Annotated in this window: 21 protein-coding genes and 2 pseudogenes; 11 read left to right on the top strand and 12 right to left on the bottom strand. The window is 61.6% G+C overall.

Going from position 1 to position 25,715, the window contains the following annotated elements; all coding sequences use genetic code 11:
• Positions 1-25 precede the first annotated feature (25 nt).
• Complete coding sequence (gene iolC / locus A7D21_RS07835; protein ID WP_069551407.1) at positions 26-1,963, bottom strand: 5-dehydro-2-deoxygluconokinase; 1,938 nt, start codon at positions 1,961-1,963, stop codon at positions 26-28.
• On the opposite strand from iolC, the gene A7D21_RS35190 reads away from it, so the two are divergent.
• Positions 1,962-2,165 (top strand): hypothetical protein, encoded by a 204-nt coding sequence (locus A7D21_RS35190; RefSeq protein ID WP_141125166.1) that lies wholly within the window; start codon positions 1,962-1,964, stop codon positions 2,163-2,165. The two genes, iolC and A7D21_RS35190, sit on opposite strands and share 2 nt — an antisense overlap.
• An 83-nt stretch (positions 2,166-2,248) precedes the next feature.
• On the top strand, positions 2,249-3,169 hold the full coding sequence (locus tag A7D21_RS07830) for a MurR/RpiR family transcriptional regulator (RefSeq protein ID WP_053256468.1): 921 nt from the start codon (positions 2,249-2,251) through the stop codon (positions 3,167-3,169).
• 126 nt (positions 3,170-3,295) lie between these two features.
• Here A7D21_RS07830 and A7D21_RS07825 read toward each other — a convergent pair whose 3' ends face one another.
• Positions 3,296-4,717: a PLP-dependent aminotransferase family protein gene (locus A7D21_RS07825; protein WP_069551406.1), complete on the bottom strand. Its 1,422-nt coding sequence runs from the start codon at positions 4,715-4,717 to the stop codon at positions 3,296-3,298.
• Between the two features lie 92 nt (positions 4,718-4,809).
• Between A7D21_RS07825 and A7D21_RS07820 the strand changes: the two genes are divergently transcribed.
• Entirely contained in the window at positions 4,810-6,039 is a 1,230-nt protein-coding gene (locus A7D21_RS07820; protein ID WP_083272168.1) for a multidrug effflux MFS transporter, read from the top strand.
• Positions 6,040-6,192: 153 nt separating this feature from the next.
• Here the strand turns inward: A7D21_RS07820 and A7D21_RS07815 are convergent, their stop codons facing one another.
• Positions 6,193-7,098 carry a hypothetical protein gene (locus tag A7D21_RS07815; RefSeq protein ID WP_069551404.1) on the bottom strand — a complete coding sequence of 302 codons (906 nt, stop codon included), beginning with the start codon at positions 7,096-7,098 and terminating at the stop codon, positions 6,193-6,195.
• Positions 7,099-7,508: 410 nt separating this feature from the next.
• On the opposite strand from A7D21_RS07815, the gene A7D21_RS07810 reads away from it, so the two are divergent.
• A complete protein-coding gene (locus A7D21_RS07810) occupies positions 7,509-8,192 on the top strand; it encodes a response regulator transcription factor (RefSeq protein WP_003219726.1) in 684 nt (227 codons plus the stop codon).
• Positions 8,170-9,561 carry a HAMP domain-containing sensor histidine kinase gene (locus A7D21_RS07805; RefSeq protein WP_053256472.1) on the top strand — a complete coding sequence of 464 codons (1,392 nt, stop codon included), beginning with the start codon at positions 8,170-8,172 and terminating at the stop codon, positions 9,559-9,561. The genes A7D21_RS07810 and A7D21_RS07805 overlap by 23 nt, the downstream gene beginning before the upstream one ends.
• Before the next feature lie 132 nt (positions 9,562-9,693).
• On the opposite strand, the gene A7D21_RS07800 is transcribed toward A7D21_RS07805, so the two are convergent.
• The 3 genes and pseudogenes from A7D21_RS07800 to A7D21_RS07790 form a co-directional block, all read right to left on the bottom strand.
• Positions 9,694-10,110 carry an SRPBCC family protein gene (locus A7D21_RS07800; RefSeq protein WP_053256473.1) on the bottom strand — a complete coding sequence of 139 codons (417 nt, stop codon included), beginning with the start codon at positions 10,108-10,110 and terminating at the stop codon, positions 9,694-9,696.
• 27 nt (positions 10,111-10,137) lie between these two features.
• Positions 10,138-10,935, bottom strand: a complete 798-nt coding sequence (locus A7D21_RS07795) for an SDR family NAD(P)-dependent oxidoreductase (protein ID WP_053256474.1) — start codon at positions 10,933-10,935, stop codon at positions 10,138-10,140.
• A gap of 15 nt (positions 10,936-10,950) precedes the next feature.
• Positions 10,951-11,208: pseudogene (locus A7D21_RS07790) on the bottom strand (aldo/keto reductase); the annotation flags it as partial.
• On the opposite strand from A7D21_RS07790, the pseudogene A7D21_RS07785 reads away from it, so the two are divergent.
• A pseudogene (locus A7D21_RS07785) lies at positions 11,186-11,712 on the top strand (LysR family transcriptional regulator); the annotation flags it as partial. The pseudogenes A7D21_RS07790 and A7D21_RS07785 sit on opposite strands and share 23 nt — an antisense overlap.
• 113 nt (positions 11,713-11,825) lie before the next feature.
• Here A7D21_RS07785 and A7D21_RS07780 read toward each other — a convergent pair.
• The 3 genes from A7D21_RS07780 to A7D21_RS07770 are packed head-to-tail and all read right to left on the bottom strand — an operon-like array spanning position 11,826 to position 15,587.
• Positions 11,826-13,121 (bottom strand): FAD-binding oxidoreductase, encoded by a 1,296-nt coding sequence (locus A7D21_RS07780; RefSeq protein ID WP_069551401.1) that lies wholly within the window; start codon positions 13,119-13,121, stop codon positions 11,826-11,828.
• Entirely contained in the window at positions 13,118-14,206 is a 1,089-nt protein-coding gene (locus tag A7D21_RS07775) for a polyamine ABC transporter substrate-binding protein (protein WP_069551400.1), read from the bottom strand. Before A7D21_RS07775 ends, A7D21_RS07780 begins: the two co-directional genes overlap by 4 nt.
• A 22-nt stretch (positions 14,207-14,228) precedes the next feature.
• A complete protein-coding gene (locus tag A7D21_RS07770) occupies positions 14,229-15,587 on the bottom strand; it encodes a glutamine synthetase family protein (RefSeq protein WP_053256479.1) in 1,359 nt (452 codons plus the stop codon).
• A gap of 138 nt (positions 15,588-15,725) precedes the next feature.
• Here A7D21_RS07770 and A7D21_RS07765 point away from each other — a divergent pair, with 138 nt between their 5' ends.
• Entirely contained in the window at positions 15,726-16,622 is an 897-nt protein-coding gene (locus tag A7D21_RS07765) for a helix-turn-helix domain-containing protein (protein ID WP_053256480.1), read from the top strand.
• 105 nt (positions 16,623-16,727) lie between these two features.
• A complete protein-coding gene (locus A7D21_RS07760; RefSeq protein WP_069551399.1) occupies positions 16,728-18,869 on the top strand; it encodes a TonB-dependent siderophore receptor in 2,142 nt (713 codons plus the stop codon).
• On the opposite strand, the gene A7D21_RS07755 is transcribed toward A7D21_RS07760, so the two are convergent.
• Positions 18,859-19,989 carry an MFS transporter gene (locus A7D21_RS07755; protein WP_069551398.1) on the bottom strand — a complete coding sequence of 377 codons (1,131 nt, stop codon included), beginning with the start codon at positions 19,987-19,989 and terminating at the stop codon, positions 18,859-18,861. The genes A7D21_RS07760 and A7D21_RS07755 overlap by 11 nt on opposite strands.
• Positions 19,990-20,087: 98 nt before the next feature.
• On the opposite strand from A7D21_RS07755, the gene A7D21_RS07750 reads away from it, so the two are divergent.
• Positions 20,088-20,858 carry a helix-turn-helix domain-containing protein gene (locus A7D21_RS07750; protein WP_053256483.1) on the top strand — a complete coding sequence of 257 codons (771 nt, stop codon included), beginning with the start codon at positions 20,088-20,090 and terminating at the stop codon, positions 20,856-20,858.
• Between the two features lie 78 nt (positions 20,859-20,936).
• Here A7D21_RS07750 and A7D21_RS07745 read toward each other — a convergent pair whose 3' ends face one another.
• Positions 20,937-21,407, bottom strand: coding sequence for an Lrp/AsnC family transcriptional regulator (locus A7D21_RS07745; protein ID WP_053256484.1), 471 nt, complete (start codon positions 21,405-21,407; stop codon positions 20,937-20,939).
• Between the two features lie 123 nt (positions 21,408-21,530).
• Here A7D21_RS07745 and A7D21_RS07740 point away from each other — a divergent pair, with 123 nt between their 5' ends.
• Both A7D21_RS07740 and A7D21_RS07735 read left to right on the top strand, forming a co-directional pair.
• Positions 21,531-22,775 carry a methionine gamma-lyase gene (locus A7D21_RS07740; RefSeq protein ID WP_069551397.1) on the top strand — a complete coding sequence of 415 codons (1,245 nt, stop codon included), beginning with the start codon at positions 21,531-21,533 and terminating at the stop codon, positions 22,773-22,775.
• Positions 22,776-23,007: 232 nt separating this feature from the next.
• Positions 23,008-23,685: a response regulator transcription factor gene (locus tag A7D21_RS07735; protein ID WP_078828139.1), complete on the top strand. Its 678-nt coding sequence runs from the start codon at positions 23,008-23,010 to the stop codon at positions 23,683-23,685.
• A 68-nt stretch (positions 23,686-23,753) separates the two neighbouring features.
• Here A7D21_RS07735 and A7D21_RS07730 read toward each other — a convergent pair whose 3' ends face one another.
• Positions 23,754-25,712, bottom strand: coding sequence for a MacB family efflux pump subunit (locus A7D21_RS07730; RefSeq protein WP_053256487.1), 1,959 nt, complete (start codon positions 25,710-25,712; stop codon positions 23,754-23,756).
• Between the last annotated feature and the right edge of the window lie 3 nt (positions 25,713-25,715).

The following is a 25,715-nucleotide window of genomic DNA, read 5'->3' as shown; positions in this document are numbered from 1 at the left end:
TTGCATGCCACTTCAAGCGCTGTGTTTAGCCCCGTGCACTGCGCCAGGCGTTGATGAGCTGTTCGAAGGTTTGCTGCACCTGCTCAATCAGCGTCTCATCGTTAATTTCCCCCGCCATCCACGCGCGGCTGGGTTCCTGGAAGATCGTGCGGCCCACCGCAAACCCACGGCACGTGGTGCTTTGGCTGGCTTGCTGGAAGCCATCGGCGAGGCATTCAGCCGACGCGTTGAGGCCCAGCAGCACCACGCCACGGCAGTACGGGTCGCGCTCCTGGATCAGTTCGTCGAGCTGTTTCCAGTCAGCCGCCGATTGCGCCTCGATCTTCCACCACGCCGGGTAAATACCCAGGTTGTACAAGCGTTTGAGGCTGCGATACAGCACGTCCGGATAGCTCGACGGGTGGTCTTTAGGCGGGATGACTTCCAGCAACAGCTCATGGCCGCTGACCAGCGAAGCTTCATACACCGCCTTGAGTTGCGCTTCCTGTTCCAGGCGCAGCATCGGTTCGTCGTCGGGGTGGAATTGCACCAGGCACTTGATGATCTGCTCCTGCGGCCAGGCGATCAGATTGCTGCCTACCGAACGACCGTGCTCAAACGCCAGGGGCCGCGAGTTCTGCACTTCCACCGGGCGGGCGATCCACCAGCCGCGACCACTGGCGGTATTGAGCGCGTCCTGCCCGAAGCGCTGATCGGCCAGCAGGCCCACATCCGCCTCGACACCTTGCTCACGCAGCTTGTATTCCACGCGCTCAATGGCCTGGATAAACAGCTGCTTGATGTCGCTGATACGTGTCAGGTCCTGGCCGCCTTTTTGCGCCAGGTCCACCAATTGCCAGCGGTGGTCAAACGCAAAGACGAACAGCTGCTTCCAGGCTTTACGCGGCACCGTGACCCGGTGCAGGCGCTGCAGGGTGACGTCCTGGTCTGGGCGGGTGATGGGCACCGGGCTATTGAACAGGTAATCCAGTTCGGCAGGCGTTGGCATGGCCGGTGCGCAAGCGTGGCGGGACACGACGAGACCGCCGCAAGCGTTGGCCAACTGGCTGCAGCGTTCATCACTGGCGTCGTTTATCCAACCGCTGAGGAAGCCCGACATGAACGCATCGCCGGCCCCAAGCACATTCAGCACTTCCACCCGCACGCCCGGGTAAATCGCGCCCTCCTCCAGCCGCGCGGGGACCGCGCCGTGGATCACCGTGCAACCTTGCGGGCCGAGCTTGACCACCAGGGTCGCCGGGGTCAGCTCCCGTACGGTGCGCAACGCGGTGAGCAAATCTTCACTGCCGCCGGCAATCAAAAACTCTTCTTCGGTGCCGACGATCAGGTCGAAACGCGGCAGGATTTGCTGCACATGCTGGCTGACATTCTGGTCGGCAACAAACCGCGTTTCACCATCCGCCTTGCCCGCCAGGCCCCACAGCACGGGGCGGTAGTCGATATCCAACACGCGCTTGACGTTGTGTTTGGCGGCATAGTCCAGGGCCTGGATGCTGGCCTTGTACACGCCGTCGGTGGAGAAATGTGTGCCGGTGATCAACAAGGCTTTGCTGGAGGCAATAAAGGCTTCGCTGATGTCCTCAGCGCGCAATGCCATGTCGGCGCAGTTTTCGCGGTAGAACACCAAGGGGAACGTTTCGCGGTCCTTGAGGCCCAGCAGCACCAAAGCGGTCAGGCGCTCCGCGTCGACCTTGATGCCGCTGACATCGCAGCCCTCACGGGCCAGGGATTCCACCAGGAAGCGGCCCATATGGTCGTCCCCTACCCGGCTCAGCATCGCCGACTTGAGCCCCAGCCGCGCAGTGCCGAAAGCGATATTGGCGGACGACCCGCCGAGGTACTTGGCGAAGCTGGACACGTCCTCAAGCCGCGCACCCACTTGCTGTGCGTAGAGGTCGACGCCCAGGCGCCCGAGGCAAATCAGATCCAATTGACGCCCACTGGCAAAACGAGTCTGGCCCATGCTGGCTCCTGTTATTTTTATCAGCCTGCGTGGTGCCGCCGTGGTGACGGCACACGCTCTTGGTGCAAGCAGACTAGAACGTTCAGCGGCCTCAATCAATATTTATTCCATAATTATTTTTAGTGGAATATTTTTTCCAATAAGCCAGCATAATGGCATGCCAGCCCTCCTGCAGCGTTTCAGCGGCGCGCAGGGGCCGTGATGCCGGGGTATTTTTTTGCGCCTACCCTGTAGACTTGCGCACACCCATCAGCGCATCAGAAGAACAAGCCAAAAGGATTACCCATGTCCCGCACCGATCAGCCGGCCACGCCCGAGACTCCTTCGCAAGACCCTCTCGCCAGCCCCCCGATCAATGCCGAGCGCCTGTTGCAGCTGATCACCGACGAATACGAAAGCCTGCCGCGCCAGCTCAAACGCATCGCCAGCTACATGAGCCAGCAAAGCGACCGGATCATGGTTGACCGCATCAGCGACATCGCCCGCGAATGTGAAGTACACCCGTCGGCCATCGTGCGGTTTTCCCAGCGTTTCGGCTTCAGTGGTTTCAGTGAGATGCAGGCGCTGTTTCGCGAGGCCTACACCCACAAGACCACGCCGGTGCAGAACTACCAGCAGCGCATTCGCAGCATGATCGCGAACAAATCGCAGAAGGCCAGCGGCGGCGACCTGGCGCGCGAATGTGTGAATGCCACCCTGTCCGGCATCGAGCGCCTGGGGTTGGAACTGGATGATGTGGCGTTTGAGAAAGCCGTCGACCTGGTGGTCAATGCCGACAATATCTACGTGGTCGGTGTGCGCCGCTCCTTTGCAGTGGCCGATTATCTGGTCTACAACCTGCAACACACCAACAAGCGCATTCACCTGATCTCAGGCCTGGGCGGCAGCTACCGCGAACAGATGCGCAGCGTGCGCGCCAATGACCTGGTGATTGCCATCAGCTTTACGCCCTACGGCAAAGAGACCCAGCACTGCCTGCGCATTGCCCAACACCACCAGGCCAAGACCCTGATCATCACCGACAGCAACCTCTCGCCCCTGGCCAAGCGGGCGAACGCGGTGCTGTTGGTGAATGAAGGGTCGTCATTTGCCTTCCGTTCGTTGAGCGCCACCTTGTGCCTGTGCCAGGCGTTGTTTATTGCCGTGGCGTACCGGTTGGAATTGAAGGTGGATGAGATTCACGAGCAGGTCGGCTTCGACGACTGACCTGATGTCACCGCAGACCTAATGCGCGAGCAGCTTGCCCGCGATACCCCTGCCGCGATGGCGGCGGGTCAGTCAATGGCGATGGCGATGGCGATGGCGATGGGCGCGAGCCTGGCCAAACGCGCGTCACGTCGCGAGTAGCAATGTGCTCAGCACGCGCCCGTGAAAACGGATCTGCGCGAGGGTCAACGCGGTGTAGCCGATGATCACCGCCGGCGGCAAGTTCGCCTCGACGCAAAACGTGCCCAACGGTTGCAAGGTCAACCCCACAGCGGCGGCACGCGCGCAGAAATCCGCCTCATCGGCGCCGGCCGGCAACCACAGCACAAAGTGCAACCCGGCCTGCTGACCGCTGACCGTGCAGCCATGCGGGAGGCAGGCCAGCAACGCGTCGCGGCGGGCCTGATACGCCTGGCGCGAGGCGCGCAAGTGGCGCACAAAGGCCCCGCTGCCCAGAAACTCCACCAAGCCCAATTGATCCGTAACGCCCACTGACTGGCCACTTAGTTGCAAGGTGCGCAGCAATGCGGGTCGCAGCGTGGTGGGCACGACCATGAAACCCACGCGCAAGCCAGGGAACAGGTTCTTGTTGAAGCTGCCGCAGTAAATCACCCGATCGCCGCCATCCAGGGATTTGAGCGCCGCCAGGGGTGCACTGTTGTAGTTGTATTCGCTGTCGTAATCGTCTTCGACCACCCAGGCATCCGCGCGCGCGGCCCAGTCCAACAGCGCCAGGCGGTGCGAGACCGACAGGGTCATGCCCAGCGGCGCCTGGTGTGCAGGCGTGACATACGCCACGCGCGCAGTGCCAGGGAGCTGGCCGGTGTCGAGGCCTTCAGCCGTGAGCGGGATCGGCACCACCTGCGCGCCTGCCAGCCTGAACAGGCGGCGCGCCGGTTTATAGCCGGGGTCTTCGACACACGCCGTGTCGCCCGGTTTAAGCAACGTGCGCGCAATCAGGTCGAGGCCATGGCGAATACCGGTGGTGACGATCACCTCATCGGCCTCGCAGTGCATGCCGCGATAGCTGCGCAAGTAATCGGCAATGTGCGCGCGCAAGGCCGGTAACCCGGCCGGGTGGGCGGCTTCCAACGCACCCGGCCCTGCCGACAGCAGCCCACGGGTGATGCAGCGTGCCCAGGCTTTCAGATCGAACAGGCCGGCATCCGGGCGCCGTGCAACGAAAGGCACGTGACTTTGCACCCCCGCCTCGGGCAGATCGGGCACGGCCATACGGCGTGGGCTTTCGGTGGGCGCCGGGGCCGCAATAAATTGCTCGGGGATCACCGCGCTCACCCGCGTGCCGGAGCCCGCCACGCGCTGCACATAGCCCTCGCTGTGCAGGCGTTCGAACGCCGCTTCGAGCGTGCCGCGCGACACCAGCCAGCGTTCGGCCAGGCTGCGCGTCGACGGCAAGCGGCTGCCGGCCGGCAATTGGCGGGTCAAGATCGCCGTGCGCAAGGCCTCGTAGGCGCCCTGCTGCTTACCGGCGTCCAACGTATCCGGGCGCGGCAGGTCCAGGGCGGATGCGGCTTTTCCTCGGCTCATAGTGGTCCAATCACTCTATGCATAAGTGGCCCTGAGGATTAAACCACAAAGCCGCTAGAGTTCGGGTTCAATGAATGGCGAAGGCGCTTCCCATGACTCAACGCGTGCTCTCCTCCTGGTTCTGGCTGGTGCTGCTGACCGTACTGATCGGCCTGCCGCGCATCACCCTGGACATGCACCTGCCGGCCTTGCCGGCCATGGCCGATGACTTCCACAGCAGCGACAGCCAACTGCAACTGACCCTCACGCTGTACACCTTGGGCTCGGCGATATCTTTGCTGGTCAGCGGCCCGCTGACGGACCGCTTCGGGCGTCGCCCGATTTTGTTGGTGGGGCTGTTTCTGTATGTGCTCGCCACCGTTGCCTGCGCGCTGGCCAACAGCCTTGAAGTGCTGATCATCGCCCGCCTGTTCCAGGCCCTGGGCGGTTGCTGCACCACGGTGATCGGTCGGGTGATCGTGCGTGATTACTTCGACCGCCATGAGCAGGCGCGCCTGCTGGGCCTGATTTCCATGGCCATGGCCATCTCGCCGATGGCCGCGCCGGTGCTGGGCAGCCTGATGCTGCCGTTTATCAACTGGCGGGGTCTGTTTGTGGTGCTCGGCGTCATCGGCGCGGGGCTGTATCTGGTGGTGTATCGCCGATTGCCGGAAACCCGTCCGCCGCAAGTCGCTGCAGCACCGCCAAGCAATCTGCTACGCCTGTACGGCCAGCTTCTGCGCGACCGTTACTTCCTGCGGTATTCCCTGGCCATCGGCTGCGTGTACAGCACCTATTTCCCGTTTATCAGCGAGTCGTCGGCCTTGTTGCAACGGGGCTTCCACCTGTCCACCACGGCCTACGCGCTGGTGTTTGCCGCGACGATCAGCGGCTATATGCTCGGGGCGAACCTGTTCCGGCGCCTGGTGCTGCGCTTTGAACCCGATGCGTTGATCAGCGCCGCAATCGGCCTGAACGTGCTGGGTAGCCTGCTGCTCGCGGCGGCTACGACCTTGTTGCCGGCTGATTGGCTGGCCATTGTGCTGCCGATGGTGGTGATCATGGTGTCGGTGGGGATGGTGATTCCCGCCTGCCAGCTCTCGGTACTGCAGCCTTACGGCGCGATTGCCGGGACGGCATCGGGGTTGTTCTTTTTCACCCAGATGTTCCTGACGGCGGTCAGCAGTTGGGCGACCGGGCTGCTGTCGGACGGTACTTCACAACCGCTGGTGATCATGACCCTGGTCGCCAGTGCATTGCTGGTCACCGGCTGGCTGACCCTGCGCGCGCCCAAACGTGAAAGCGGGCTTGCTCACGAAAGCGCTGCATCCGTCAGCTCATGAACCGCTGAAAGACCGCCTTCGCAAGCAAACCCGCTCACACTGGGGACCGAGCCAGGCTCAGGTTTAGTGCATGAAGATCGCGATCAGAATAATGACCGGGATCGGCACGCCGAGGAACCACAGAAGTAATGAGCGCATGATGTTCTCCTTGAATTAACGGACAAAGTGTTCGGTTTCGACATACACCACGGCATCCCGACGACGACCGCCGAAGGTCGCGGCGAAACTGGCGAAGAACGCACCGATCAACAGGGCAATGAAGGTCCACAGCGAGGTGTAGGCAGCCACTTTCGCCGCGGTATCGGCCGCTTGCTTGGCCTTGAGCTTGGCGTCTTCGATGGCTTTACGGGCTTCGCCGTAGACCTTGTCGATCCGCGCTTCGGCGTCGGCCTGGCTGAGGTTGGTGCGCTGGCTGATCAACTGGGCAAGGTAGGCACGGTCTTCCGGTGCCAACTGGCCGTCGTTGCTCAGTGTGCGGGTGAGGATGCGGGCTACCACGCCGTGTACGGCGTCGTCGCTGACGGCGGCTGGGCGGTCATCGCGGAACAGGCTGTCGACGTAATAATCGAAGTCGCCGCTGTTGGCGCCTTTGGCGGCGCTGCCGGCTGCCTGGCTCATGCCGCTGGCGGCGCCCGCAGCTACGCTGGCACCGGCTTTAACGCCACCGCTGACCACGCTGCTCACCGAACCGACTACCAGCACCGCAGTGACCAGCGTCGCAACCGCCCAAGCGAGGAAACCATGGGCGGTGTCGCGAAAGTACACGTCATCGCCGTGCATATTGGCCCACTTCACGCGCAACCGACCGGCGATATAACCGCCCAGGCCCGAGGCAACGATCTGGGTAAAGGCCAGCCAGATAATGGTGGAAATGCCAAGCCCCTTGGCACTGATACCGCTGTCGGCCCACGGCGACACCGCCGAAAAGCCCAGGCCGAAGCCCAGCAGCACCAGGATCAGGGACAATGCAGCGGCCGCTGCGGCCCCGGCAAAAATCGCCCCCCAGGATACCCCGGAGAGCGAACTCGACTCTTGCAGCGTGGATGAGGATGTGATCATTGTTGTTTTGCTCCCGGCAGGAAAAATAGTGTTACAAGTCTCAAAAGGGACAGTGCAGGCAGCGTGCCAGCCGGCGCATAAATTAAAATCCTTATATTTCAACAAGTTAACTAAATTGAACTTCGTTAAACCATGCAAGTTGCAAGAAATGCGTGTTGAGGGCGGGCGTTATGCAATCTCGCCTCAAACGCGATGCGCGTCGCCGCTGGCTTGCCTCGGCTAGCGGCGTATGAATGACAAAACGGTTGCCGGCCCACCGCCATTGCCGGCAAGCCAACCCCCGCACCGCAGTGGCTCAGCGATTAAATGTGTGGTGGTTTTGCCAACATGAAGTTTAATTTAGGAAACATTCAGCTGGTTCTTGGCAAAATAGCCCCACTTCTAGTGTGAATCGCTCACCAGGTAATCCTATGACCCGTATTTTGACCATCGAGGATGACGCCGTAACGGCCCGCGAGATCGTCGCCGAGCTGAGTAGCCATGGACTGGACGTGGATTGGGTGGACAACGGCCGTGAAGGCCTGGTCCGTGCTGTGAGTGGTGATTACGATCTGATCACCCTCGACCGAATGCTGCCGGAGCTGGATGGCCTGGCCATCGTCACGACCCTGCGCACCATCGGGGTGTCGACGCCGATCCTGATGATCAGCGCCCTCTCCGATGTCGACGAACGTGTGCGGGGTTTGCGTGCCGGCGGAGATGACTACCTGACCAAACCGTTCGCGTCCGACGAAATGGCCGCCCGCGTCGAAGTGCTGCTGCGCCGCAAAAGCACGGTCAAGGAATTCGAAACCGCCTTGCGCGTGGCCGACCTTGAACTGAACCTTATCAGCCGCGAAGCCAGCCGCGCCGAGCAACCGCTGAGCCTGCTGCCGACCGAATACAAACTGCTCGAATTTTTGATGCGCAACACCGGGCAGATTCTCTCGCGGATGATGATTTTCGAGGAAGTCTGGGGTTATCACTTCGACCCGGGCACCAACCTGATTGACGTGCACATCGGTCGCCTGCGCAAAAAAATCGATCCACCGGGCCTCACGCCGTTGATCCGCACGGTACGAGGTTCCGGTTATGTCATTGCTGAACCCCTCTAAGGGCTGGCGCTCCTCCAGCAGCCGCTTGCTGGCGCTTTACAGTTCGCTGTTTGTGGCCTGGAGTTGCATCCTCATGGGGGTGCTGTACTACGAGGTGTCAGGGTACCTCAGCGACTTGTCGCGCCATTCGCTGATGCAGCGCCAGCATTTGTTTCAGCGTTTCGACGGCGAAGAACTGGTGGAAGCCCTGACCACCAGCATGACCTTCGACATGAAGGGCGTGGACGCCTATGGCCTGTTCGATGAGCAATTTCGCCCATTGAGCGGCCCGATCCGCGCCGTGCCACCGGACCTGCCGTTGGACGGCAAGATCCACGCCCTGGCCAATTGCGTCGACTCCGACGACCCGAAACTTCCCAAGGACAGCTGCGACGCCGTGGCCACCCACACCGAAGACGGCCGTTGGCTGGTACTGGTGCGCGCCAACGGCTCGCTGTTCGGCGTCACCCGGATCATCTGGCATGCCCTGCTGTGGGCGCTGTCGCTGACGATTATCCCCGGTGCGGCCGGCTGGCATTTGTTGCGCCGCCGTCCGCTGCGCCGCATTCGCGGGATCCAGGCCAGCGCCGAGGCTATCGTCGCCGGCGACCTGACCCACCGTTTGCCGCTGTCGAACCGGCGTGACGAACTGGACATGCTCGCCGCCATCGTCAACGCCATGCTCGACCGTATCGAGAAGCTGATGAACGAGGTCAAGGGCGTGTGCGACAACATCGCCCATGACCTGCGCACCCCACTGACACGCTTGCGTGCGCAGCTTTACCGCATCAAACAAGAGGCTGAGCAAGATTCGGACTACGCGGTGAAACTTGACGATGCGATTGCCGAAACCGACACCCTGATGGCGCGCTTCCGGGGCCTGCTGCGGATCTCGGAGCTGGAAGACCACCAGCGCCGCTCAGGCTTCCTGGTCATGGACCCGTTGCCGCTGCTGCGCGAGTTGCATGACTTCTACCTGCCACTGGCGGAAGAAGGCGAATTGCAGCTGCGGCTCGAAGTGCCCGAGTCACTGCCATGGATCACCGGCGACCGCGCGTTGCTGTTCGAAGCCCTGGCCAACCTGTTGAGCAACTCGATCAAGTTCTCGCCACCGGGCGGTGAAGTGATATTGCGCGGGGTTAACGACAGCGGCAGCACGCGCATCGAAGTACACGATACCGGCCCGGGCATTCCAGCGGCGGAACGCAATGCGGTGTTCCAGCGCTTCTATCGCGTGGATGAAGGCGACCAGCAAGGCGGGTTTGGTCTGGGCTTGTCGATTGTCGCGGCGATCATCAACTTGCACGGGTTCAAGCTGGAAGTCGGCAGCAGCCAGAGCGGCGGTGCGCGGTTGGTGTTGGAGTGTCGGCAGCAGCTGATGCCCGAATGACCCAACTGCCACAAACCCCGCTGGGAACTGGCTTGCCTGCGATGGCAATCTGTCAGGCAACTTTTTCATTGCCTGACACTCCGCTATCGCAGGCAAGCCAGCTCCCACCGGGAACTTGCGGTGCCTGTTGGATCAGGCCGGGTAGTTAGCGCGCAGCGCCTCAAGCCCGCCGCTGTAAACACCGGCAAACAAGGCCTCCACCTGCGCATCCGTGGTCCCGGCAGCCGGGGTGAACACACCGGACCAGGTCACTTTCGCCGACGCCTCGGTCAACGCCTCAACCTGCAGGGTCGCCAGGTAAGCACTGACCGGAAACGGCGACTGCTCAATGGTGTAGCTGTAGGTGCGCGCCACGTTATCAAAGCTCTGCATACGCTCGACCACCACACCGCCATCGGCGGTTTCCAGGTGGCGCAAACGCCCGCCTTCACTCGCCTCACTCTTGACGATCAAGGGCAGCCAATCCGGCAGCGCGTTAAAGCCACCCACCAATTGCCAAACCTGATCGGCCGAGACCGGAATTTCAATCACAGAAGAAGCTGTCGCCACGATAAATACTCCAGAAAAAATAACAGGTCAGATCGCCATGCTGTCGACAACACCACCGTCGACCCGCAACGCGGCACCGGTGGTCGCCGATGACAGGGGTGAAGCAATGTACGCCACCAGGTTGGCCACTTCATCCACATTTGCCGCACGCTGGATGATCGAGGTAGGCCGCGCATTGCGCACAAAGACATCCGCCTCGTCCCGCGCGCTGCGCCCGGACTTGGCCGTGGCGTCCTTGAGCATATGCTCCAGGCCGTCGGTAAAGGTCGGCCCCGGCAGCACCGCGTTGACGGTCACGCCCGTACCCGCCAGACGTTTGGCCAGGCCGTGGGAGACGGCCAAATTGGCACTTTTGGTCACGCCGTAGTTGATCATGTCCGCCGGTGTCGCCACGCCGGACTCCGACGACAGGAAGATCACCCGCCCCCAGCCCTGCTCGACCATACCCGGCACATAATGGCGCGCCAGGCGCACGCCGGCGATCACATTGACCTCGTAGAAGCGCGTCCACTCGCTGTCCGGCGCCTCAAAGAAATCCACGTCGTTGAAGATGCCCAGGTTGTTGACCAGGATGTCGGCGCGCGGTTCAGCGGCGAACAGTGTCGCGGCACCCTGCGCCGTACCCAGATCTGCCACCCACCCGCGCAGGTCAGCCGCCGGGACCGCCTGGCGAATGCTTGCCAGGGCGGCATCGACCTTGCCCGCTTCACGCCCGATCACCACCACGGTTGCGCCGGACGCTGCCAGCGCCTGGCTGATGCCCAGGCCAATGCCTGCGGTACTGCCGCTGACGATGGCTACTTTGCCGCTCACATCGATGTTCATATCAGACTCCTGAAATTAAAGTGGCAACGGCGCACGGGCCGAGATCAAGCCGGCATCGCGCAGCGCCTGCCAGAAGGCCGCCGGAATCTTCTCTGACAACGCGGCGACGTCTTCGGCAATCCGCCCCGGACGACTGGCACCCGGAATCACCGCGGCCACTGCCGGGTGGGCCAGGCAAAATTGCAGGGCGGCTGCTTTCACGCTAACGCCAAACGCCAGGGCAATCGCCTTGATCTGCTCGACGGTGTGGCAGATCGCCCAGCTCGAAGAACGCTTGGGCCTGACCCTGTTCGAACGCAGCCAGCAACGCATTCGGCTGACCCGCGATGGCCAGACCTTTCTTGCCGAAACCAAGGCGCTGCTGACCCATGCCAATCGCCTGGAATCGTTGGGCAAGCGCCTGGGCCGCGGCGAAGAAGGTGGCCTGTGCATCGGCCACATCGAAAACGCCATGCATGCCGGCGTGCTGCCCAATGCCCGGCGTGTACTGAGGGACGCCCGGCCGATGATTTCGTCGCCGCCTGCATCCGCGCCGGTTTCACGCCGCAAGTCCCCATGGAAGCCAGCGAGCCGTTTACTGCACTCGGCCTGGTAGCCTCGGGATTGGGCGTGGCCCTGGTGCAAACAGGCCTGAGCCGCAATGCGCCACCCGGTGTGGTGTTGCGTGAATTGCCCCGGCGGACCTACACCACCCCGCTGTGGGCGGCATGGCATCGGATCAACCTGCGGCCCTTGGTCGAAACCTTCCGCAAGGTGCTCACCGAACCTGAAGCCTGACGATAAATGTGGGAGCGGGCTTGCTCGCGAAGGCGCTGAAGCAGTCACCGAATGCAGCGCCTGGCACCCTGCTGTCGCGAACAAGCCCGCTCCCACATTCAGACTGCCGCGCGTCAGCTGACCCACTCGCGCAGCCGGAACCACAACATCCCCAACGCCAACAGCGGCGAACGCAAAGCCTTGCCGCCCGGGAAGGTCATGTGCGGCACCTGGCTGAAAATATCCAGGCCCTGGCTGTGGCCGGCATGAATGGCTTCGGCTAAAAGCTTCGCGCACCAATGCGTTACGTTGAGCCCATGCCCGGAGTAGCCTTGGGCATAGAACACATTCGGGTATTGCTGGAGCCGCCCGACCTGAGGAAAACGGTTGGCGGTGATGCCAATTTTGCCGCCCCATTGAAACTCGATGGGCGTGTTTGCCAACTGCGGAAACACCTTGAGCAGTTTCGGTTGCATATAGGCGGCGATGTCCGCCGGGTCACGCCCCGAGTAATGGCAGGCACCGCCGAACAACAGGCGCCGATCAGCGGAAAGCCGGTAGTAATCCAGGCCGACTTTCTGGTCGCACAGCGCAAAGTTTTGCGGGATCAATTGCTTGGCCAACGCCTCGGATAACGGTTCGGTGGCGATGATGTAACTGCCCGCCGGCAGGACTTTGCCGCTCAAGCGCGGCTCCAACTCGTCCAAATGTGCATTGCACGCCAGCACCAGGCTGGCGGCGCGCACGGTGCCACCAGCGCAACGCACCTGCACCGTGTCGCCGTGGATCAGCTCCAGCACCTGGGTGTGCTCGAAAATCCGCACCCCGAGGGACTCGGCCACCTGCGCCTCGCCCAGCACCAGGTTCAGCGGATGCAAGTGCCCGGAGCCCATGTCGATCAGGCCACCGGCATAAGCCGCCGAGCCGACGACCTGTGACATCGCCTGCGGGCCGACCAGACGGGTTTGATGGGCATACCCCATCGCCGCCAGGCTGTCCTGCTCGCCTTTGAACGCGGCGAACTGCGCCGGGGTATTGGCCAATTCGCAAAAGCCCCAGCGCAGGTCGCAATTGATGGCGTGTTCGCGGATACGCTCGCCCACCAGCGCGACTGAATCAATTCCAGCTCGCTCCAGGTAACGAACGCCCTCCTCGCCGACAAATTTGGCAAACCCCGACACATCATGGCCGATACCGCGAATCAACTGCCCGCCATTGCGTCCGCTGGCGCCCCAGCCAATGCGCCGGGCCTCCAGCAGGATCACCGAGAGCCCGCGCTGGGCCAGCTCAATGGCGGTGTTGACACCGGTGAAACCACCGCCGATCACGCAGACATCGGCGCTCAGGTCGGTGCCCAGCGACGGACGCTCAGGCATGGCATTGGCCGAAGCCAGGTAATAGGACTGGGCGTGGTCGCTGGCGTGCTTCATTTGTTGGTCTTCACTTTGCTCCAGGCGCGGGTCATCAGGCGCATGGTCGCCGGGGTCGGCGTGGTGGAAATATAGAGTTTGTCGAGCACTTCCTGAGACGGGTACACCTCAGGGTTGTTCACCAGTTCCGGCGCCATAAAGGGCTTGGCCGCCGGGTTGGCGTTGGCATAACCGACCGAGGCACTGACCTTGGCGATTACCTCAGGGTCGAGCAGGTAGTTGATAAAGGCGTGGGCTTCTTTCGGGTTGCCGGCGTCGGCGGGAATGGCCAGCAGGTCGAACCACAGGTTGGAGCCTTCCTTGGGAATCGCGTACGCGATATTCACGCCGTTCTTGGCTTCCTTGGCGCGGTTGGCGGCCTGAAAAACGTCGCCGGAATAACCGAAGGCCACACAGATATCACCGTTGGCCAAGTCCGAAATGTACTTGGAGGAGTGGAAATAGGTGATGTACGGCCGCAGCGTCAACAGCTTGGCCTCAGCCTGTTTGTAATCCTCGGGGTTCTCGCTGCGCGGGTCTTTGCCCATGTATTTGAGGATCGCCGGGAACAGCTCGTCCGCCGAATCGAGGAAGGCCACGCCGCACTCGTGCAGCTTCTTGATGTTCTCGGGTTCGAACAGCACCGCCCACGAATCGATGTGGTCTACGCCGAGCACCTGCTTGACCTTGTCGACGTTATAGCCGATGCCGTTGGTGCCCCACAGGTAGGGCACCGAGTGGGCGTTGCCCGGATCGTTTTTCTCCAGCAGCTTGAGCAACTTGGGGTCGAGGTTCTTGAAGTTCGGCAACTGCGAGCGGTCCAGCTTGAGGAACGCGCCGGCTTTCACCTGGCGCGCCAGAAAGTGGTTGGACGGCACCACCACGTCATAGCCGGTGCGCCCCGCGAGCAGCTTGCCTTCCAGGGTTTCATTGGAGTCGAACACGTCATAGATGACGTTGATCCCGGTCTTGGCCTGGAAATCGGCCAGGGTGGTCTCGCCGATATAATCGGTCCAGTTGTAGACGCTGACCGTCGGCGCGGCCTGGCTTGCACTGCTGAACGCCGCCACCAGAGCCAGTGGGAGAAGCTTTTTCACAAGACGCATATCGACACCCCTTTGAGTTTTTTTAGACGCTCAACAGCAGGAACTCACGCTCCCAGGAACTGATCACCCGCTTGAAATTTTCGTGCTCGGCGCGTTTGACCGCGACGTAGCCGCGCACGAACTTATCGCCCAGGTACTGCTTGACCGTGTCGCAATCTTCCATGCGCGCCAGCGCATCTTCGAGGGTGAACGGCAGGCGCAGGTTGCGGCGTTCATAGGCGCGGCCTTCCACCGGCGCGCTCGGCTCGATCTGTTCGATCATGCCCAGGTACCCACACAGCAAGCTGGCGGCAATCGCCAGATAGGGGTTGGCATCCGCGCCCGGCAGGCGGTTTTCCACGCGCATCGCGTCGGGGCTGGAAGTCGGCACGCGCAGGCCGACGGTGCGGTTTTCTTCGCCCCACTCGACATTGACCGGCGCCGAGGTGTCCGGCAGAAAGCGGCGGAACGAGTTCACATTGGGAGCGAACATCGGCAGCAGCTTGGGGATGTACTTTTGCAGGCCGCCGATGTGGTGCAAAAACAGTTGGCTCATCTTGCCGTCGGCGTCGACAAATACCGGCTTGCCCGTGGCAATGTCCACCACGCTCTGGTGCAAGTGCATGGCGCTGCCCGGTTCGTCGGCGACGGGCTTGGCCATGAAGGTGGCCGCCACGTTGTGCTTGAGCGCAGCCTCGCGCAGGGTGCGTTTGAACACGGTGATCTGGTCGGCCAGATCCAGGGCGTCGCCGTGGCGGAAGTTGATTTCCATCTGCGCCGGGCCGTCCTCGTGGATCAGCGTGTCGAGGTCCAGGCCCTGGAGCTCGCACCAGTCGTAGACGTCTTCGAACAGTGGATCGAATTCGTTGGCGGCGTCGATGGAAAACGACTGGCGTCCGGTTTCCGCGCGGCCGGAACGGCCCACCGGGGTTTTCAGCGGCAGGTCGGGGTCTTCGCAGCGCTGGGTCAGGTAGAACTCCATTTCCGGCGCGACAATCGGCTGCCAGCCTTGGTCGGTATAAAGCTGCAGGACTTTTTTCAGCACGTTGCGCGGCGACAGCTCGATGGGATTGCCCTGCTTGTCGAAGGTGTCGTGGATCACGATGGCCGTAGGCTCGATGGCCCATGGCACCACGTACGTGGCGTTGGACACCGGGCGGCAGATCATGTCGATGTCGGCCGGGTCGAGCAGGTCGTAGTAGATATCGTCGTCGACAAAGTCCCCGGTCACCGTTTGCAGCAACACACTTTCCGGCAGGCGCATGCCTCGCTCATGCAGGAACTTGTTGGTGGGCGCAATCTTGCCGCGTGCGATGCCAGTCAAATCACTGATCACGCATTCGACTTCGGTAATCTTGTGTTCTTTCAGCCAGGCGGACAGCTGATCGAAGGGGGCGTTCATAAGGACCTCGTCATGGGTTGGATGCGGCGTCGGCTTGTACTCTCGGCGCATTGAGGTCTATCTTGATGCCGCCGCACGTCGGCATCTATCCACTTTGCACGAACCATAACGCACCAATAGAGTGCGCCCAGGTTACCCATGACACAGGCAACAGCTTTGCGCGTACAGGCCTTCACCACCGGTGATGTGGCCGCTCAATGCAGTGCGACACCCGGTTGGGTGCAGCAGTACCAGCAGATGTCCCCGGGGCATTTTGCCGGGCATATCCGCTACCTCGACCTGCAAGGCGTGCAGGTGTACGAAGAGTGCATGAACACGCGCGTGGAACAGCACTTCAACGCCCCGCCGGGCGCGCTGGCGTTCTGTTTCGATGGCAGCGACAACGCGCTGTACATGCTCAATGGCGAAAGCCGCAACACCTGGATCACCCCGGAAAATTACCGTGAAGTGGCCGTCGTGTTCGGCCCGCAGTTCGTCCAGCGCCATGGGCTCGACGTGGCAAAACTGGAAGGGTTGTTCATGGCACCGCTGACGTGCCAGCAAAACGCGCTGTTCACGCGCTGGCTCAGCGGCACACTGACACGGTTGTCCGCCACGCTCGACCCGATCAGCCGCGACACCCTCACCCAACAGTTACTCGACGATTGCCTGTTCATTCTCGACAACGCGTGCGTGTGCCTGGACCGTAGCTCGTTACAGCGTCGCAGTGCAGAACGCCAGTTGATGGCGCGCATCGGCGAGTGGGCGGCGGATGCACCGGACGAAACCGTCAACTTGCTCGAACTGGCGCAGATTGCCGGCGTGCCGCTGCGTCACTTGCAGCAAGGGTTCAAGACCTACACCGGCATGAGCCCGGCGCAGTGGTTGCGCTTGCGGCGTTTGAACGGCGCCCGCCGCGAACTGCTCAGCGCCACCGACACCACCGTGGCCGAAGTGGCGATGAACTGGTCGTTCTGGCATTTGGGGCGGTTTTCCAACAGCTATCGGGCGTTGTTCAAGGAACTGCCCAGCGAGACCCTCAAGCGCCACGCTTGAAACACCGTCAACCGGTGGCCGAGCCGGCGCTTTGCATCTTGTAAAACCTCACACATACCCCTAGCTTATGCGCCCCCCTGCCCTGCGCTTTAAGGCCCTGCCCCCATGGTTTTGCGTTTTCGCCCCGTCGTCACGTCACGTTTTGCCCTTGGTTTGCTGCTCAGTGGCGGTATCGGTAGCAGCCCGGCGGCTGACATAGAACTGCCGGCGGTACAGGTCCAGGGCCAGGAAGAAGCCGGCTACCGCACGGACACCGCTTCGGTCGGCGGCTTCAATGAGGCCCCGCTGCTGGACACGCCGGCATCGATCACGGTGATTAACGCCGCGCTGATCAAGGACCAACAAGCGCGCCTGCTCAGTGAAGTGCTGCGCAACGATGCCTCGGTGGGCGACAGCTATGCGCCCATCGGCTACTACGAAAACTTTGTAGTGCGCGGCTTCTCGCTGAATGCCGCGAGCAGCTACAAGATCAACGGGCGCACCATCACCGGCGAACAGAACGTCGCCCTGGAAAACAAGCAGCAGGTGGAAGTGCTCAAGGGCCTGGCCGGTCTGCAAAGCGGGATTTCCGAACCCAGCGGCGTGATCAACTACGTGACCAAACGCCCGGAGGATGTACGTTCGGTGACGGTGGCCACCGATGACCGTGGCAGTGGCTATATCGCCACCGATGTCGGCGGCTGGTTTGGCAGCGAGCAGCAGTTCGGCCTGCGCGCCAACGTCGCCCATGAAGACCTCAACGCCTATGTGGAACATGCCAATGGCCAGCGCGATTTTGTGTCCCTGGCCTTCGACTGGAACATCAGCCCCGACGCGCTGCTGCAACTGGATGCGGAATACCAGACCAAGCAACAGCGCTCGGTGCCGGGTTATCAACTGTTGGGCGGCACGCAGGTGCCGCATGACGCCTCGCCAAAAAAACTGTTGGGGCACCAGAGTGGTTCCCACCCGGTCGGTATCGACGCGTTGAACCTCACCGGCAAGTTTGAGTACCGCTTCAGCGACCAGTGGAAAGGCAGTGTGAGCGCGGCGCGCAGCAAGGTGGTAATTGATGACTACAGTTCGTTTGCCTGGGGTGGCGACACTCAGGGCGTCGGCAATTACTTCAGCCCCGAAGGCAACTACGACATCTACGACTACCGCAGCCCCGATGACACCCGCCGCGACGATGAAGTCCAGGCGGCCATGACCGGGCTGTTCGACACTGCAGGCCTGGGCCATGAGTTGACCTTCGGCACCAGTGCGTTTCGCCGGGTGATCGACAAACGTAAGTCAGTCAATGAGTGGATCGGCAGCGGCAATATCTATGAGGATGCGCCCACCTTCACGCCTACCGATAAACCCCTGCACGACAGCCACCGCAACCTCGACAGCCGCCAATACGGGCTGTTCGTCACCGACCGCATCCGTTTCAACGAGCAATGGCAGACCATCCTCGGCGGTCGCGAAGTGCGCCTGGATGAAAAAGCTTTCGATGAGAATGGCAACGCATCACGCCACACCCAGCAATACGTGTTCCTGCCTCAAGCCTCGTTAATTTACACACCCGTGGAAAATATCTCGCTGTACACCCGCTACAGCAAGGGGCTTTCCCTGGGCGGCACTGCGCCGTGGTTCGCCACTAACAGCGGCGACACCCTGGCACCGACCGTCTCGCGGCAAATCGAAGCCGGTGTTAAATATGACTGGCGCCGCATCAGCTTCGCCGCCGCCGTATTCCAGACGCGCCAGGCTTATCAGTACGCCAGGCCCGCAGGCGACACTTTCACCTACGTGCAACAAGGCGAACAAAAAAACACTGGCCTGGAACTGTCCGCCAACGGCTGGGCCACCGACCGCCTGCAAATCGCAACCAGCGTGGCGGCGATTCGCGCGCGGGTGAACAACAGTGGCACGCCAGATTATGAAGGTCACCAGGCGATCAATGTGCCCACACTGCGCGCCAGTGTGTACGCCGACTACGCGTTGCCATGGATGAATGGTTTAGCGCTGCTCGGCGGCGTGCAATACAGCGCCAGGAAATACGCCAACCGCAGCGGCAATGTGGAGGTCGGCGATTACGCAGTGGTCAATGTCGGCAGCCGTTACACCACTAAAATCGACGGTTATGAAACGGTGTTTCGCCTGAGCGTCGACAACCTGTTCGACAAGCGCTATTGGCGCGATGCAGGCGAGTACATGGGCGATGACTATCTGTTCCAGGGCGCACCGTTGACGGCGCGGCTGAGTGCTTCGGTCAACTTCTGAACACCCGCGGCGTTGCCATCCACAGCGCCGCCACGCCACAGATCAACAGACTCCAGCCAAGGTTCTGGGCCCAGGCCACCAGGGTAAGTCCCGCGCCGATGACCAGGTAATACAGCAAGCCGAATACCGCGGCGGCGCTGCCAAGGCGGTCGGCATAACGTACAAGCGCGGCCCCGAGCACATTAGGAATCGCCATGCCGAATGCCAGCACCACAAGCACCATCGGCCCTACGAACAACCAGCTGTCTTGCAGCAGCAAGACCAGCAAGCCACCCAACACCGCTAATCCGGCGGCGGTCAGTACCAACTGATCACCGTTCATGCCACGGTTGAGCAACCGCTTGTTCAACCAGGCCCCGAGCCCAGACCCCAGCGCCAGCAGCACACCGCTGTAACCAAACTCAGCGGCGGACAACCCCAGTTGTGAAAAGATAAACGGGCCCACGCTGTAATAGCCGAACAACGCGATATTGAACGCCGCCACCAACCCGACCGAGCGCCAAATCGCTGCGTCCCTGAGCATCAGGTTCAGAGTCTCGAGCAGCGATGCCGTCGGCAATGACACTGGACGTGTTTCAGGCAAGGCCCAGACGCACCAGCCCCATAATGCCAATGCCAGCAGCAACAAGCCCGTGAGCATGCCGCGATAACCAAAGTGCTGCACCAGGGTCGCGCCGCTGAACAAACCAAGCGCCGGGCTGGCAGCAAGGGCAACGCCCATTATGGAAAACACTTGGGCCAATTGCGCACCATGGAAACGGTCGCGCAAGATCGTCTGCGTCGCCACCGAGCCTACTGCCGCGCCAAACGCGGCCAGGGCCTGGGCCAGTAACAAAGCATTGAACGTGCTTACACCCAAGGCCAGCGCTGTGGCGCCAATATATAAGGCCAGCCCGGCCAACATCACCGGTCGACGCCCCCAGCGATCGCACAACCGGCCCCACACCACCACCCCGAACGCGAACGCCAGGAAATACACCGAAAGGGTCTGCCCTGCCCGTTCAGGCCCAACCGCAAACGCCCGACCGATATCACCCAGGGCCGGGCTGTAAAGCGTTTGGGCCAGTTGCGGAAACATCAGCAACACCACCGCCAACACCCCTATTTTTTTTAGGTTCATCAACAACTCACTCGCATAAAACAACGCAAGAAGTTTAAAAACGAGCGACTGGGCTATTATCCTGACTTCGACAACTTATCCATTAAATCGGACAACCTATGGCTTGGCTTGCCGCCGATGCATCCTTCGATCCCGACTGCCTGGCGGCGCCCGTTGTGGGCATCGCCGCGCTGCTCGGCGACCATGACTCCGGCCTGCATCGGCACCAGCGCGGGCAACTATTGTTCACTCGACAAGGGTGCACCCGTATCACCCTGGACAACCAACTGTGCCTGCTGCCGCCCTCCCGTGCGGCGTGGATACCCTGCGGCGTGCCCCATCGCGCGGTGATGCATAAAACAGTGGATTACCGTTCGTTGTACGTGAGCCCGGCATTGGCCGAGCAATTGCCAAACCAGGTACGGGTCATTGAAGTCAGCACCTTGCTGCACGCGGTGCTGGAACCGATGGCGATGGCCCCCTACGAGACCGATTGGCACAGTGGCCGATATGCCCATCTGTTGGCCTTGTGCCTGGACGAAATCCAGGCTGCCGCCGAGCAGCCGATGCTCCTGCCATTGCCGCAGGACAAACGCCTGGCCCCCTTGCTGGCCGACCTCGAAACATTGCCACCCACACTGCAAGACCTGGAAAAGCAAATTGGCGCCAGCACCAAGACCATCGGCCGGATTTTCCTGCGGGAAACCGGCCTGGGCTATCAGCAATGGCGCCAGCAGTGGCGCTTGATGCGAGTCATCGAATTGCTCGCCACGGGACGTAATGTGGGCTACTGCGCCTTCGAACTGGGCTTTGCCAGTGACAGCGCGTTGATCGCCTTCTTCAAACGTATGACCGGCACCACGCCACGCGGGTACTTGAAGACACACTGAACGGCTACTTCAGGCGGATGGCGCGATGCAGTCTTTGTCGGCGGCGCGGGGGCTGGCAGACCGGGGATATGTACGCGGTCACCCAGGCAAAGGTATCACCCGCAACCGCCGCACCGACTTGTAGGAAAAGCTCGAATAGATCTCTTTGACGCACGGCAAGGTCTGCAACACCTCCCGCGCAAACTCGCCAAACGACTCCAGATCCTTGGCCACCACCTCAAGTAAAAAGTCATAGCGCCCCGACACGTTGTGGCACGCCACGATCTCGGGAATCTCCAGCAATCGTTGCTCAAACGCGCGAGCGATTTCCTGGGTGTGGCTCTCCATCATGATGCTGACAAAGGCCGTCACGCCATACCCCAGCGCCTTGGGCGAGAGGATCGCCTGATAGCCGCTGATCACCCCGCTCTCCTCCAGGTTGCGCACCCGTCGCCAGCACGGCGACGTGGTCAAGGCAACACGCTCGGCCAACTCGGCCACGGTCAGGCGGGCATTGCCTTGCAGGGCGTTCAAGAGCGCTTTGTCGGTGCGATCCAGGCTGATGGGCATAGCTTGCCTCTATTCATTATTTTTAGGGGTATTTCATCCCTTAAACCGGGATTTGCGTGCAAATCTTGCAACGTTCATCTGTGGTTATGAGCATAGCATTGTAGGAAATAAGGAGCGTCCGACATGAACAATAAACACAACACATTCGGCTTTTCCACCCGCGCCATCCACCACGGTTATGACCCCACGGACCATCACGGCGCACTCGTGCCGCCGATCTACCTGTCCGCCACGTTCGCTTTTCCCACGGTCGAATACGGCGCTGCCTGCTTTGCCGGTGAAGCCAGCGGGCATTTCTATACGCGGATTTCCAACCCGACCCTGGCCCTGCTGGAGTCGCGCATGGCGACCCTGGAAAACGGTGAGGCGGCCGTGGCGTTCAGTTCCGGCATGGGCGCGATTGCTGCGACGTTCTGGACCCTGCTGCGCCCAGGCGATGAAGTGATCGTCAGCCAGACCCTCTATGGCTGCACCTTCGCCCTGCTGCACCACGGCATCGGTGAATTCGGTATCAAGGTGCGCCATGTCGACCTCACCGACCTGGCCGCCCTGCGCGCGGCACTCACCCCCGCCACCCGGATGATCTACTGCGAGACCCCGGCCAACCCCAACCTGCGATTGGTGGATATTACCGCCGTGGCCGCACTGGCGCATCAGCAGCCCAACATCACCGTGGTGGTCGACAACACTTACTGCACGCCTTACCTGCAACGCCCCCTGGAACTGGGGGCCGACGTGGTGGTGCACTCGGCCACCAAATACCTCAGCGGCCACGGTGATATCACCGCCGGTATCGCCGTGAGCAATCAGGCCCTGGCGCAACGCATCCGCCTGCAAGGGCTCAAAGACCTGACCGGCGCAGTGATGTCGCCGCAGGACGCGTCACTGTTGATGCGCGGCCTCAAGACGCTGGCCCTGCGCATGGACCGCCATTGCAGCAACGCCCAGGCGGTGGCCGAAGCCTTGCAGGCGCACCCGGCCGTGCAGTGGGTGACCTATCCCGGGCTGCGCGCTTTCGCGCAATACGAATTGGCGGCACGCCAGATGAAACAGTCCGGCGGCATGATTGCCTTTGAACTCAAGGGCGGCATCGAGACCGGTCGGCGCTTCATGAATGCCCTCAGGTTATTCACCCGCGCAGTCAGCCTGGGCGACGCCGAGTCGCTGGCCCAGCACCCCGCCAGCATGACCCATTCCACCTACACCCCGGAAGAACGTGCGCAACACGGTATCAGCGAGGGGCTGGTGCGGTTGTCGGTCGGGCTTGAGGACGTCGCCGACCTGCTGGCAGACATCCATCAGGCGCTGGCCAAATGCAGCCGCACTGCGCCGCGTCGGGCCTTGAGCGACGAGCACGCCATGAAATAAGGCCTGGGTTTGATGTAAGCCTTTCTCACAAACGGTGGTCGGACTGGTCTGACCGCCGTTATGCGTTTTTAATCTGATTTTTTGCAGATTGGATCCCCATCCTTTTGTCAGGCTGTACTAGCATAGGTGCTCGGCGGGCGCGTTATCACTGTAGGTTATTCAGCCTGGTTACCTGCTTGGACCCCGTCGTTATAAGGCTGAGTACCCGCATTCGAAACTCATGGACGAACTGATGAACTCACACCTGTTCCCCCATATAGGCAAAGTCATCGCCAGCACCGGCAGCCGCCATTTCCCACGCATGCTGCATGACCTGATCCTTACTCAACTGGCAGTGGACGCCACCCATATCACCCAATTGCGGGTGAGTGCAGAGGGGCACACGCGACGCCGGATCAGCCCGGTCTACACCGACTCGGTCGCGGCCTTGGGCGCAGAGCAACCCGCCGCACAACTGCACCTCACACGCCGCAAGGACGATGTGCGCTACGTGCTGTCGGTGTATCGCTCGCATCAGTCCGAGAGCTTTTCGGCGCAGGAACGCAACATGCTGCAGGACTTCTCCACGCTGTTGCTGCCCATGGTCGAGAAACACATCACCGCCATCCAGCCCGGCCGCCCCTGCAACGATGCAGCGGAGCCGGAAAAACCAGGCATCGAAACCCTGCGCCGGCGCATCGAAGAACGCCTGCTGCACTCGGGCCTGAGCTTGTCCAAGCGTGAACTTGAGGTGTGCGTAGGCCTGCTGGCCGGGCGCACGGCACCGGAGTTGGCAGAGCAATTGACGTTGAAGGTCAACACCATCGAGAGCTACCTCAAACGCGCGGCGATCAAGCTGGGGATCAGCGGGCGGCACTCGTTGTTGCGGTGGATGTACGCCACCGAAGAAGGGCTGACCCCGCCGCTCTGACGCAGTGCAAAACCCGCTGGGAGCCGGCTTGCCGGCTCCCACACTGGATAGCGGCTGCTTGAGCGCAATCAGTCCCTTGCAAGCGCCTCAATCGGGTCCAACCGCGCCGCGTTCCTGGCGGGTACAAAGCCAAACACGATCCCGATCATCGTCGAACAGGCAAAGGCGGTGACGATAGATCCCAGGGAAAACACCATCTCCCACTCCTTCACAAACAACGAAAACAGATAGCCGATCGCGAACGACAGCGAGATACCGATCATCCCGCCGATCAGGCAGACCATCACCGCCTCCACCAGAAACTGTTGGCGGATGTCCGACTGCCGTGCGCCCACGGCCATGCGTATACCAATTTCACGGGTGCGCTCGGTGACCGACACCAGCATGATGTTCATCACCCCGATACCGCCCACCAGCAACGAAATCACTGCGATCAGCGACAACAGCAGCGCCAGGGAGCGGCTGGTTTTCTGCACGGTCTGCATGATGCTGTCGAGGTTATTGGTGAAAAAATCCTTGGTGCCATGGCGTTGCAGCATGAGTTTATTGACGTTGTCTTCCACCACCTTGCTCGGCTGGCCGTCCTTGATGCGCACGGTGATGCTGTCCAGATGACGCTGCCCCAACAATCGCCCCGCCGCCGTCTCATAAGGGACCCACACGTTCAGCGCCTTGCTCGCGGCAAACATGTTTTTGTTATCAGCCGTCACACCGATCACCGTGCACGGCAAGTTGCCCACCAGGATCACCTGGCCCAGCGGGTCAACGTTTGGCCCGAACAGACGGTGCCGGGTGTTGTGGTCGATCACCACCACCTGGGCCTGGCGTCGCGCGTCGCTTTCGCTGAAGGCGATGCCGGCTTCGAGCTTCAGGCCTTTGACGTTGAAGTAACGGTCGCTGACCCCATTCACCTGCGCGTCCACGTCGATATTGCCGAAACGCAGCAGCAGGTTGCGGCCGACCACCGGCGTGGCGCTGTCGACGTAGTACAGTTGGTTCAACGCCTCCACATCCGACGGCATCAGTGTCTCGATGGCCGAGGCGCGGCTGTCACCGAAACTGGTGCCGGAAAAGATGTCGATGGTGTTGCTGCCAATGGCCTGGATGTCCTTGAGCACATAGCGCTTGGCACCTTCGCCGATGGCCGAAATCGACACCACCGAGGTGATGCCAATGACGATGCCGAGCATGGTCAGCAAGGTGCGCATACGGTGGGAAATCAGCGCCACCCAGGCCATGTTGAACGCTTCCTTGAACAACCCCAGGCTCGCCACCAAACGTCGGGCGCCGCTGCGCGTGGACTCGATCGGGGCTTCGCTGGGCAGCGCCAGGCCGACACGGTCATTGGCCTGGTCGCTGACAATCTCACCGTCGCACACTTCGACAATGCGCTGGGCATTCGCCGCCACCTTTGGGTCATGGGTGACGATAATCACCGTGTGCCCGGCGGCGTGCAGTTCAGCCAGGATACGCATCACCTCCTTGCCGCTGTGGGTATCGAGTGCGCCGGTGGGTTCGTCGGCGAGAATCACCTCGCCGCCGTTCATCAACGCCCGCGCGATACTCACCCGTTGCTGCTGCCCGCCCGACAGCTGGCTGGGCCGGTGGCTGGTGTGCCCGGCCAGGCCCAGGCGCGTGAGCAGTTCCCGCGCTCGGCTGTGGCGTTGGGTCTGCGGTGTGCCGGCATAGATCGCCGGCATTTCGACGTTATGCAAGGCACTCAGGTGCGCGAGCAAATGGTAGCGCTGGAAGATAAAACCGAAGTAGTCGCGGCGCAGCTCCGCCAACTGCTCATCGCCCAGCGAGCGCGTTTCGATACCCTTGATTTTGTAGCTGCCGGCGGTGGCGTAATCCAGGCCGCCGAGGATGTTCATCAGGGTCGACTTGCCCGAGCCCGAGGCGCCGATGATCGCCAGCATTTCCCCGGCATGAATGCTCAGGTCGATGCCTTTGAGCGCAATGAACTCACGCTCGCCGGCCATGAACGTACGGGTGATGCCCTTGAGTTCCAACAGTGGCTGGGTCATGCG

This window comes from Pseudomonas sp. AP19, assembly GCF_001728855.1.
GTDB classification, from domain to species: Bacteria; Pseudomonadota; Gammaproteobacteria; order Pseudomonadales; family Pseudomonadaceae; genus Aquipseudomonas; species Aquipseudomonas fluorescens.
This window is presented reverse-complemented; position numbering and strand designations above follow the sequence as displayed.

Coding starts and splice junctions, on each gene's coding strand:
- A7D21_RS07820 (WP_083272168.1), top strand. CDS start 4,810: ATGACTCAACGCGTGCTCTCCTCCTGGTTCTGGCTGGTGCTGCTGACC.
- A7D21_RS07760 (WP_069551399.1), top strand. CDS start 16,728: ATGGTTTTGCGTTTTCGCCCCGTCGTCACGTCACGTTTTGCCCTTGGT.
- A7D21_RS07775 (WP_069551400.1), bottom strand. CDS start 14,206: ATGCGTCTTGTGAAAAAGCTTCTCCCACTGGCTCTGGTGGCGGCGTTC.
- A7D21_RS07755 (WP_069551398.1), bottom strand. CDS start 19,989: ATGAACCTAAAAAAAATAGGGGTGTTGGCGGTGGTGTTGCTGATGTTT.
- A7D21_RS07770 (WP_053256479.1), bottom strand. CDS start 15,587: ATGAACGCCCCCTTCGATCAGCTGTCCGCCTGGCTGAAAGAACACAAG.
- A7D21_RS07810 (WP_003219726.1), top strand. CDS start 7,509: ATGACCCGTATTTTGACCATCGAGGATGACGCCGTAACGGCCCGCGAG.
- A7D21_RS07780 (WP_069551401.1), bottom strand. CDS start 13,121: ATGAAGCACGCCAGCGACCACGCCCAGTCCTATTACCTGGCTTCGGCC.
- A7D21_RS07765 (WP_053256480.1), top strand. CDS start 15,726: ATGACACAGGCAACAGCTTTGCGCGTACAGGCCTTCACCACCGGTGAT.
- A7D21_RS07730 (WP_053256487.1), bottom strand. CDS start 25,712: ATGACCCAGCCACTGTTGGAACTCAAGGGCATCACCCGTACGTTCATG.
- A7D21_RS07740 (WP_069551397.1), top strand. CDS start 21,531: ATGAACAATAAACACAACACATTCGGCTTTTCCACCCGCGCCATCCAC.
- A7D21_RS35190 (WP_141125166.1), top strand. CDS start 1,962: ATGCTGGCTCCTGTTATTTTTATCAGCCTGCGTGGTGCCGCCGTGGTG.
- A7D21_RS07825 (WP_069551406.1), bottom strand. CDS start 4,717: ATGAGCCGAGGAAAAGCCGCATCCGCCCTGGACCTGCCGCGCCCGGAT.
- A7D21_RS07805 (WP_053256472.1), top strand. CDS start 8,170: ATGTCATTGCTGAACCCCTCTAAGGGCTGGCGCTCCTCCAGCAGCCGC.
- A7D21_RS07815 (WP_069551404.1), bottom strand. CDS start 7,098: ATGATCACATCCTCATCCACGCTGCAAGAGTCGAGTTCGCTCTCCGGG.
- A7D21_RS07735 (WP_078828139.1), top strand. CDS start 23,008: ATGAACTCACACCTGTTCCCCCATATAGGCAAAGTCATCGCCAGCACC.
- A7D21_RS07795 (WP_053256474.1), bottom strand. CDS start 10,935: ATGAACATCGATGTGAGCGGCAAAGTAGCCATCGTCAGCGGCAGTACC.
- A7D21_RS07750 (WP_053256483.1), top strand. CDS start 20,088: ATGGCTTGGCTTGCCGCCGATGCATCCTTCGATCCCGACTGCCTGGCG.
- iolC (WP_069551407.1), bottom strand. CDS start 1,963: ATGGGCCAGACTCGTTTTGCCAGTGGGCGTCAATTGGATCTGATTTGC.
- A7D21_RS07830 (WP_053256468.1), top strand. CDS start 2,249: ATGTCCCGCACCGATCAGCCGGCCACGCCCGAGACTCCTTCGCAAGAC.
- A7D21_RS07745 (WP_053256484.1), bottom strand. CDS start 21,407: ATGCCCATCAGCCTGGATCGCACCGACAAAGCGCTCTTGAACGCCCTG.